Below are 8,439 nucleotides of genomic sequence, written 5' to 3' on the forward strand. Positions count from 1 at the left end.
CCAACACGCATCTTCTTTCATCATCCGGGGCGGCCGCAACTGCAATGACCGTTAGATGGGAACGAAGACGACCTGCGGGTTGGCCGGGGCGATGGTGATGATCTGCGCCGGCGGTGGCGGCGCATTGGCCACGATCGTCTGCGGCCGCGATGGCGCCGCCTCGATGGTGACGATCTGCTGTTCGTTGCTGCTCAGGTTGCCGGCATCCTTGGCCCTGGCGCGAAGGAACTGCACCGAGTCCATGACCTCCTTCGGCTGGCCGAGGAAGGCGTCGCCGAGGTCGATCACCCACTCGGGCTTTTCGCCGAGCATGGCGAGCACCTGCGGGAAGGCGACCAGCGACTGCACGCTGGGGTCCCAGGGCTTGTCCTGCACCGCCTTGACCGCATCGTCGCCCTTCAGGCTGCGGTTGGCGAGCGCCCATTGGACGGCTTCGGCGACATCCTTCGGGTAGGTGCTCGCCATCAGCACCTGCGCCAGCAACGCATCGGGAAAGAGGGCGATGGGCGCCAGCATCTGGTCCAGTTGCTCGACGGTGAACTTCGCAGGGTCGGCGGCGCGCACCGGTGCGGCAAACAGCAGGAGCATGGCGACAAGGAGCGCGGCGATGCCACGCAGGATCGAAGGCATTTCCATGGCCCCTCCACGACAGGACGTGACATGACCCGGTGGCGTCTCATTCTGCGGTGGGCAGGACGGGAATCCAACGGCACCGAGCACCGGCGGGTGTGAATGACGGCACCGGGGGAAGTATATGGGCCTTGACGAGGCAGGGTCAATGTCGAATTTGGACCCCGGAGCCGCAGAAGAATCATCCGCATCCCGCCCCGCTCCATCGACGAGCGCCTTGCCGCCTGGGCAGGGACTCGGCGCCGGAGGGGAGGAAGGGATCAATACTCCATGAAGATGCGCTGCAGTTCCTTGCTGTCATTGGTTGAGGTCAGGGCAACGGATGCCAGGATGCGGGCCTTCTGCGGGTTCAGGTCGTTGGCGACGATCCAGTCGTACTTGTCGTCCGGCTGCTCGGCGTTGCGGATGACGAAGCCGCCGTTGTTGACGTGCGACGAGCGGATGATGTGCAGGCCCTTGCCACGCAGATCCTGCAGCACCGGAACCAGCGTGCCGGCGACGGAGCCATTGCCCGGACCGGCATGAATGATGGCTTTGGCGCCGGCGTTCGCGAACGCACGGTAGGCCGTGTCATTGACGTTGCCTCCAGCGTAAGCGATTTCGACGAGCGGCAGCGTGCCGATCCGGTCGATATCGAACTCGGAGTTCGTCGTGTGGCGCTTGTCGAGCTTGCGGAACCAGTAGTTCTTCCCTTCGACGACCATGCCCAAGGCCCCCCAGGGGCTCTGGAAAGCGTCCGGACGCACGTTGATCATCTTGCTCACGTCACGGCCGCTGTTGATGGTGTCGTTCGTCACCACCAGCGCGCCCTTGCCGCGCGCGTCCTTGCTGCCAGCGACGTAAATGGCGTTGAGCAGATTCAGCGTGCCGTCGGCCGAGATCGAAGTGCCCGGGCGCATCGAAGCGACAACGACAATCGGTTTGTCCGTCTTGACGACCAGGTTCAGGAAGTAGGCCGTCTCTTCCGTGGTATCGGTACCGTGGGTGATGACGATGCCGTCAACGTCGCTCTGCTTCGCCAGCGCGGAAACGCGTTTGGCGAGGGTCACCAGGTTGTCGTTGCGCAGGCTTTCCGAGGCAACCTGGAAGACCTGCTCGCCGCGCACGTTGGCGATCCTGTCCAATTGCGGCAGGCCGGCTAGTTCATCGGACTCCCGCCCCGCCCCGCGCAGTGCCTGTGGTCATCCGAGCTGCCGGAGCGGCCGGAGTCACTGCCGCGCATCGCGCACCCTGACCCGCCCGGCCCGCACCATGCTGCGCGGATCCGCTGCGGCAGCGACGTACCCGAGATGTTTCCGGCGGTCGGACAGGTGGCGCATGCCCGACCGATCAGTGCTGAAGTTGCCCATAGAGGCGGCTGTAAAGCCCTTCACCCTTGATCAGCTCATCGTGCCTGCCTTCCTCGATGATCTGGCCACCATCGAACACGTAGGCCCGGTCGGCCTGTTTCACCGCGCTCAGGCGATGGGCGATGATCAGGGTGGTGCGGTTCTGCAGGAAGCCGCGCAGCGCCGCATGCAGTCTCGCCTCGGTTTCGGCGTCGAGCGCCGAGGTGGCTTCGTCGAGGATGACGATGCTGGGGTTGGACAGGACCATGCGAGCGATCGCCAGGCGCTGGCGCTGGCCCCCGGACAGGCGCACGCCCTGACGGCCGACGATGGTGTCGAGGCCGTTCGGCAGCTCGCGCACGGTAGCGGCCAACTGCGCCACGTCCAGGGCCTGCCACAGCTGTTGATCGCCGAGTTCGCGGCCCAGGGTCAGGTTCATGCGCACCGTGTCGTTGAACAGCGCCGGATGCTGCAGCACGGTGGCAACGTGGCTGCGCACGACTTCCATGCCGATCTCGGTCATCGGCACGCCAGCGAAACGAACCGTGCCGGAGTCGGGCGGATACAGGCCGAGCAGCACCTGGACCAGGGTCGACTTGCCGCCGCCGGAAGCGCCCACCAGCGCCACCTTCTCCCCCGGCCGGATTCTCAGGCTGACGCCGTTCAGCACCGGGGCGTCGCCGTAGCTGAAGCGGACGTCGTCCACCTCGACGCCGACCGTATGCTTGCCGGCGAAAGGATCCTGCCGTTGCGGGTAATGCGGCTCATCCTTCAATTCGAGCAGGCGGTTGATGCGCCCCAGAGCCGCCTTGGCGGCGTAGAAGGCATACTGGATGCCGAGGATTTCCTGTACCGGGCCCATCATGAACCAGAGATAACCGAACACCGCCATCATCTGGCCGATACTGAGACTGGAGTAGACCACCATCAGCATGCTGATGGCGCGGAAGACGTCGAAGCCGAACAGAAACACCACGAACGACAGACGCCCGGCCGCATCGCTCTGCCAGGAGAAAGCGGCCGCGTCGCTGCGGATACCGCGCGCCCGGTCGATCACCCGGGCAATGTAGTGGCGCTCGCGGTTGCTGGCGCGGATTTGCTGGATGGCATCGAGGGTTTCGGTCAGCGCCTGCTGGAACAGCTCGAAAGCGCTGTTTTCGCGCTTCTTCAGATCCTTCACCCGCTTGCCCAGAACCGTGGTGAAGTAGATGACCGCCGGATTGAGCAGCAGGATGAAGAGGGCCAGCTGCCAGTGCATCCACAGCAGGACGATGGCGGTACCGATGATCGACAGCAGCGCCACCAGGAATCTGGACACGGAAGCGCCGATGAACGTGTCCATCGCGTCGAGATCCTTGACGAAATGCGAAGCGACGGCGCCGCTGCCGAGCGTTTCGTACTCCGACATGGCGATGCGGCTCAGGCGCAGCAGCATCTGCTCGCGCATGCGGAAGACCACGTCCTTGGCAATCAGCGTGAAGCTGCGGCCCTGCCAGACGCCCAGGATCAGCGCCGTCAGCCGCAGGGCCAGCGTCAGTGCCAGCACTGCGCCGATGTACAGCACCGGGCCCTGCCAGGCCGTGGGGAACAGGCTGTCCAGCCAGGCCACCAGGCGGCCAGGCTGGTGCAGCAGCACTTCGTCAACCAGCAATGGCATCAGCAGGGGAATCGGCACGCTCGCCACCGCCGCCAGGATGGCGACAATGTGCGCAGTGATCAGATCCGTCCTGTGCTCGCGGACGATGCCGAGAATGGACTGCCAGGTGTATTGGTGGGGCATGGTGTGCGGACCGGAAAGGGCGCTGGAAGGCAATGAACCGGATCGTTGCGGTGCGTGCATGGGCGCCTCGGCGGTGAATGATATCCGGACTGCTTGCCCGGACACCATGAGGACACCTGCGCCCCGCTCGGCAGACCGCCTCTGCCGCAGGTCGAGCGGGTGGCCGCGAACAGGCCGAAGCGTGGTCGGCGCGGTGTCCGCACGGCATGGCGACGGTCGGCGCCGTGCCACGAGCCGGGCAGGTACAGACCGACACACATGCCTGCGTGTTCCGTCGGCAGGCGCGTGCGCCGGAGCGCGCCGGAGCTGCGCGCCAGCCAGCCGACTTCGGCCGACGGCAGATGCCAGCCATCCGGCTGACGATGAAGCGCCTTTCCCGGTTGCGGGGAGCCGCGCGATCCACTTGCTGATCAGGAGCCTGCCCGGTTCGCTCCAGTCACCTGCCCATGTGCGCCGGCACGCCCCGAGTCTACCGCTCGCCCAGCCGCCTGGGTCTTGTCCCTGACTTGACCGGCGGCGCGCGGCGCTTGCAATCCCCATGAGTACCGCCGTCGAGGCGCTTCAGTCCAACGAGGTCCATCTGCCGCGGATGCACCAGCGGCAAGGCCGGATGCTTTCGGCGCGGCAGATCGAGGCCATTCGCCCGGCGTCATCCTCGGCATGGCGCTACAATCCCCGACATGTGCTCTGGAGGTGATTCATGAATTTCAGTATCGAGTGCGCGCAGGAAACTGATGGGCGCTGGATCGCGGAAGTCCCCCAGCTTCCTGGTGTCTGGTGCTACGGCCAGTCTGCCGAGGAAGCAATGGCGAGAGCCGAGGTGTTGGCTCTACGGGCTATCGCAGAGCGGCTGGAGTACGGCGAAAGCAAGGCCATCGATATCAGCATTTCCGTCCCCTTGGCGGCATGAGCCAGTGGCCGTCGGCGAAGGCCAGGCGCGCACTCGCAGCATTGTTTGTATCGGATGGCGGCTCAAACGGCAATCGGGCTCTCACCGAACCATCTCCCGACAAGGATGGCCAGATCTTTTCTTTGCCTTTGACGACGGCGGAGAGATTGGCCCGCGCATGCTTACCCGCATGGCCAAGCACACAGGTCTGTCACCGAAAGATCTCCAGGCGCCTTCCTCGCATCCAAGCCGCCGACCAACCACGTCAAGCGGACGACAAGACACTCACCCTCCGCGTCTCCGCGCCTCCACGTGAATCAACCCCCAGATGAACCCCATGCCTGAGCAACCCGCCCGGCGCGCCCAGAACACCAATAATCATTGCAAAAGCAAAGCGTGGCATTAGAATTTCAAGGAAATGAACGTCCGCCGCACGGCCTACCTAAAAACGATCCGCGAGCGCCTCCGCGCGAACCCGATCGTGTCGCTGGTCGGGCCGCGCCAGGCCGGCAAGACCACACTGGCCCGGATGCTGGCGGAGGAGTCTGCCGAGGCGGTGCATTTCTTCGACCTCGAGTCGCCCGCGGATCTCGCCCGCCTCGCCAATCCGGAGCTGGTGCTGCGGCCGCTGACCGGCCTGTTGATCCTCGACGAGGTGCAGCGCCGGCCCGATCTCTTTCCCGTGCTCCGCGTACTCGCGGACCGGCCGGGCACGCCCGCGCGCTTTCTCATTCTCGGCAGCGCTTCGCCGGCACTGATCAAGGCGGGCAGCGAAAGCCTCGCCGGCCGGGTGTCGTTCGTCGACGTGACCGGCTTTTCTCTGGCGGAACTCGGCGCCGATGCGCTGCCCCGGTTGTGGTGGCGCGGCGGGTTTCCGCGCGCCTGGCTCGCGCCCGATGACGCGATTGCGCGGCAATGGCTCGACGATTTCCGCCGGACCTTCCTCGAGCGCGACATGCCCCAGCTGGGCATCCAGGTGCCCGCGGCGACGTTGGGCCGCTTCTGGACGATGGTCGCGCACTACCACGGGCAGGTGCTCAACCTGGCGGAGCTGGCGCGCGCGCTGGGTTCATCCGAGCCGACGGCGCGGCGCTATCTGGACATCCTGAGCGGCACCTACGTGGTGCGCCAGCTGCCGCCCTGGTTCGAGAACCTCAAGAAGCGGCAGGTGCGCTCGCCCAAGGTCTACATCCGCGACTCGGGCCTGCTGCACGCGCTGCTCGGCATCCCCGACCCGCCGGGCCTGCAGTCGCACCCGAAGCTGGGGGCATCCTGGGAGGGGTTCTGCCTGGAGCAGATCCTCGGCGTGTGCGGCGATCGGGACGCGTACTTCTGGGGCACGCACAGCGGCGCCGAGCTTGATTTGATGGTGCAGCGCGCGGGCCGCCGACTCGGCTTCGAGTTCAAGTTCTCGGAGCAGCCGGGCACCACGAAGTCCATGCGCATCGCGCTCGAGGACCTCGCGCTCGACCATCTGTACGTCATCCATCCCGGCGAGCACGAGTTTCCGTTGGACGAGTCGATCACCGCCATCACGCCGGCGCGCCTGATCGACATCCTGCGATCGGAGGCTGCCCATGCCTGAGCAGCCCCGCTCCGAGCGCAAGACGCAGAACCGCGTCATCGCCCTCTTCAGCGACCCGGCGCGGCCTGACAACCTCGGCTACCGATACCTCGGCGAGTGGAGCACCCGCGAGGGCAACCGCCCGATCGAGACGGCGCTGCTGAAAGAGAACCTGGCTGCCCGCGGCTACTCACCCGCCCACATCTCGGCCGCGCTGCAGAAGCTGGAGACGGGTGTCGACTCGACGGGCATCACGCCCTATCAGCCGCTTGCAGCGGACGCTCAACCGGCGGCGCTGCGCTTTCCTGCTTCGCGCGGGTGAAGCGGAACCTTGGATTCCCGGGAGTTACTCGCATGCGCTTGCTGCCACTTCTCGCTCTTGCTGCGGCGTCCACCTTTGCCTTTGACGCACAGGCCGGATGCAGCGGCAAACCAACCCTGCACGACTCCTCATCATCCTCAGTCACCGCCTTCGTCCGCAGTACCGGCAAGAAGGTACTGACCTTCTCTGGCTACTCGGCCGCGGGCTACGAGAACCTTCAAGACTTGCGCGACATTGCGGGTCGCATACTTGCTGCCACTGATCCGGGAACGACATTGATCAATATCGGCGGAACGTCGGATGGGATTGGTCAGCTGTATGAATGGGCCAAGGGTGCAGGCTTCACTACCATCGGGGTTGTATCTTCCCGCGCGCGGGATGAAGCCGTCACCCTGGCACCTTGCGTCGATCATGTGTTTTTTGTGGAAGACAAGACGTGGGGAGGGCTTTCGCCAGATGGGAAGCTATCGCCGACGTCACAGACGATCGTGGACATTACCGACTCTTTGGTTGGCATCGGTGGAGGTGATATCGCGCGCGACGAGATGCTTGCAGCGCAAGCCCGCGGGGTTCCGGTCACCTTTTTCGCGGCCGAGATGAATCATGAGATTGCCAGGCAACGCGCGGCAAAGCGGGGGCAACCCACACCGCGCGACTTCCGACGCTCGGCCCATGCGGTTTTCCGCTGCGGTCCCAGCAGAGCACCTTGACCAGCGTCGAGCGCCGGTTGAAGAAGACGAAGAGTTGTCCGCTCACGGGGTCCTCGCGCAGCGCGTGGCGCGTCAGCGCGATCAGCCCGTCGAAGGATTGACGCAGATCGACCGGGCAACCATAGACCTGCACGCGAATTCGCGCTTCCGGGAAGACCATCAGCCGCGAACAAGGAACAGCTGCAGACCTCCGCCGAGGTCGAGGGTCAGTTCAAGACGCGCAGCCGACGGGTGCTCGCGGCGCAGCACGCCGACATCGAGGAAGGCTGCCGGCGCCGCCCGGCCGGGTTTGCTGCTGCCGTCGGCCTGCATGCGGCTTCGCCAGCAGCAGGACTCGCCACTGTTCCGCGTCGCGCTTCACCCGCAACCTCCTGGTCGTCGTCTCCATGCCTGCTCTCCATTCCGTGGTCCGAGGAAGGCATTCTCGTCAGAACGACCAGCGCGGGGAAGAACGCCGGCTGGTTATCGGTTACGCCGTTTCCATCAACCCGGACCGATGATCTTCAGATTGGTCAGACCGGCGAGCGCCGACACGTCGCTGACCGGGGTGTTCCCGAGCCAGAGCCCCTGCAGCCCCGTCAGCGCGGCGAGCGCCGACACGTCGCTCACCTGGGTGTTCTCGAGCACGAGCGTCTGCAGCCCCGTCAGCGCGGCGAGCGCCGACACGTCGCTGACCGGGGTGTTCTCGAGCCAGAGCCCCTGCAGCCCCGTCAGCGCGGCGAGCGCCGACACGTCGCTGACCTTGGTGTTCTTGAGCACGAGCTTCTGCAGCCCCGTCAGCGCAGCGAGCGCCGACACGTCGCTGACCTGGGTGTTCTCGAGCCAGAGCTCCTGCAGCCCCGTCAGCGCGGCGAGCGCCGACACGTCGCTCACCGGGGTGTTCCGGAGCCAGAGCCCCTGCAGCCCCGTCAGCGCGACGAGCGCCGACACGTCGCTGACCGGGGTGTTCTCGAGCGAGAGGTTCTGCAGCCCCGTCAGCGCGGCGAGCGCCGACACGTCGCTGACCTGGGTGTTCTCGAGCGAGAGGTTCTGCAGCCCCGTCAGCGCGGCGAGCGCCGACACGTCGCTGACCGGGGTGTCCGCGAGCACGAGCGTCTGCAGCCCCGTCAGCGCAGCGAGCGCCGACACGTCGCTGACCTGGGTGTTCTCGAGCCAGAGCCCCTGCAGCCCCGTCAGCGCGGCGAGCGCCGACACGTCGCTCACCTGGGTGTTCTCG

General features: G+C 65.8%; 6 protein-coding genes and 5 pseudogenes. 5 read left to right on the top strand and 6 right to left on the bottom strand.

Going from position 1 to position 8,439, the window contains the following annotated elements; genetic code table 11:
* Positions 1–57: 57 nt before the first annotated feature.
* From NFW30_RS18320 to NFW30_RS18330, 3 genes and pseudogenes are all read right to left on the bottom strand, one after another.
* Positions 58–588, bottom strand: a pseudogene (locus tag NFW30_RS18320) (DUF3300 domain-containing protein); the annotation flags it as partial.
* 302 nt (positions 589–890) lie between these two features.
* Positions 891–1,772, bottom strand: a pseudogene (locus NFW30_RS18325) (asparaginase domain-containing protein); the annotation flags it as partial.
* A gap of 187 nt (positions 1,773–1,959) precedes the next feature.
* The gene (locus NFW30_RS18330) at positions 1,960–3,738 is read right to left on the bottom strand and encodes an ABC transporter ATP-binding protein (RefSeq protein ID WP_295356059.1); all 1,779 of its coding nucleotides are present in this window, start codon (positions 3,736–3,738) and stop codon (positions 1,960–1,962) included.
* Between the two features lie 700 nt (positions 3,739–4,438).
* Here NFW30_RS18330 and NFW30_RS18335 point away from each other — a divergent pair.
* The 5 genes and pseudogenes from NFW30_RS18335 to NFW30_RS18355 all read left to right on the top strand — a co-directional run bounded on the left by NFW30_RS18335 (position 4,439) and on the right by NFW30_RS18355 (position 7,223).
* Positions 4,439–4,648, top strand: a complete 210-nt coding sequence (locus NFW30_RS18335) for a type II toxin-antitoxin system HicB family antitoxin (protein ID WP_295356061.1) — start codon at positions 4,439–4,441, stop codon at positions 4,646–4,648.
* A pseudogene (locus NFW30_RS18340) lies at positions 4,645–4,853 on the top strand (type II toxin-antitoxin system HicA family toxin); the annotation flags it as partial. The gene NFW30_RS18335 and the pseudogene NFW30_RS18340, both read left to right, overlap by 4 nt.
* Positions 4,854–5,045: 192 nt before the next feature.
* Positions 5,046–6,212 carry an ATP-binding protein gene (locus NFW30_RS18345; protein WP_295356063.1) on the top strand — a complete coding sequence of 389 codons (1,167 nt, stop codon included), beginning with the start codon at positions 5,046–5,048 and terminating at the stop codon, positions 6,210–6,212.
* Positions 6,205–6,456 (top strand): annotated as a pseudogene (locus tag NFW30_RS18350) (hypothetical protein); the annotation flags it as partial. The gene NFW30_RS18345 and the pseudogene NFW30_RS18350, both read left to right, overlap by 8 nt.
* A gap of 89 nt (positions 6,457–6,545) precedes the next feature.
* On the top strand, positions 6,546–7,223 hold the full coding sequence (locus tag NFW30_RS18355) for a hypothetical protein (protein WP_295356065.1): 678 nt from the start codon (positions 6,546–6,548) through the stop codon (positions 7,221–7,223).
* A gap of 31 nt (positions 7,224–7,254) precedes the next feature.
* Here the strand turns inward: NFW30_RS18355 and NFW30_RS20130 are convergent.
* From NFW30_RS20130 to NFW30_RS18365, 3 genes and pseudogenes are all read right to left on the bottom strand, one after another.
* Positions 7,255–7,383, bottom strand: a pseudogene (locus tag NFW30_RS20130) (hypothetical protein); the annotation flags it as partial.
* The gene (locus NFW30_RS18360; RefSeq protein ID WP_295372445.1) at positions 7,383–7,535 is read right to left on the bottom strand and encodes a hypothetical protein; all 153 of its coding nucleotides are present in this window, start codon (positions 7,533–7,535) and stop codon (positions 7,383–7,385) included. The pseudogene NFW30_RS20130 and the gene NFW30_RS18360, both read right to left, overlap by 1 nt.
* A gap of 171 nt (positions 7,536–7,706) precedes the next feature.
* Positions 7,707–8,439 (bottom strand): leucine-rich repeat domain-containing protein (locus NFW30_RS18365; protein WP_295372448.1); only part of this gene is annotated, 733 nt, incomplete at its 5' end.

The organism is Accumulibacter sp. (assembly GCF_023806635.1).
Taxonomy (GTDB): domain Bacteria; phylum Pseudomonadota; class Gammaproteobacteria; order Burkholderiales; family Rhodocyclaceae; genus Accumulibacter.

What these genes read in the sequence shown, in the direction of transcription:
- NFW30_RS18345 (WP_295356063.1), top strand. Translation starts at nt 5,046, where the DNA reads ATGAACGTCCGCCGCACGGCCTACCTAAAAACGATCCGCGAGCGCCTC.
- NFW30_RS18360 (WP_295372445.1), bottom strand. Translation starts at nt 7,535, where the DNA reads ATGCAGGCCGACGGCAGCAGCAAACCCGGCCGGGCGGCGCCGGCAGCC.
- NFW30_RS18335 (WP_295356061.1), top strand. Translation starts at nt 4,439, where the DNA reads ATGAATTTCAGTATCGAGTGCGCGCAGGAAACTGATGGGCGCTGGATC.
- NFW30_RS18330 (WP_295356059.1), bottom strand. Translation starts at nt 3,738, where the DNA reads ATGCCCCACCAATACACCTGGCAGTCCATTCTCGGCATCGTCCGCGAG.
- NFW30_RS18355 (WP_295356065.1), top strand. Translation starts at nt 6,546, where the DNA reads ATGCGCTTGCTGCCACTTCTCGCTCTTGCTGCGGCGTCCACCTTTGCC.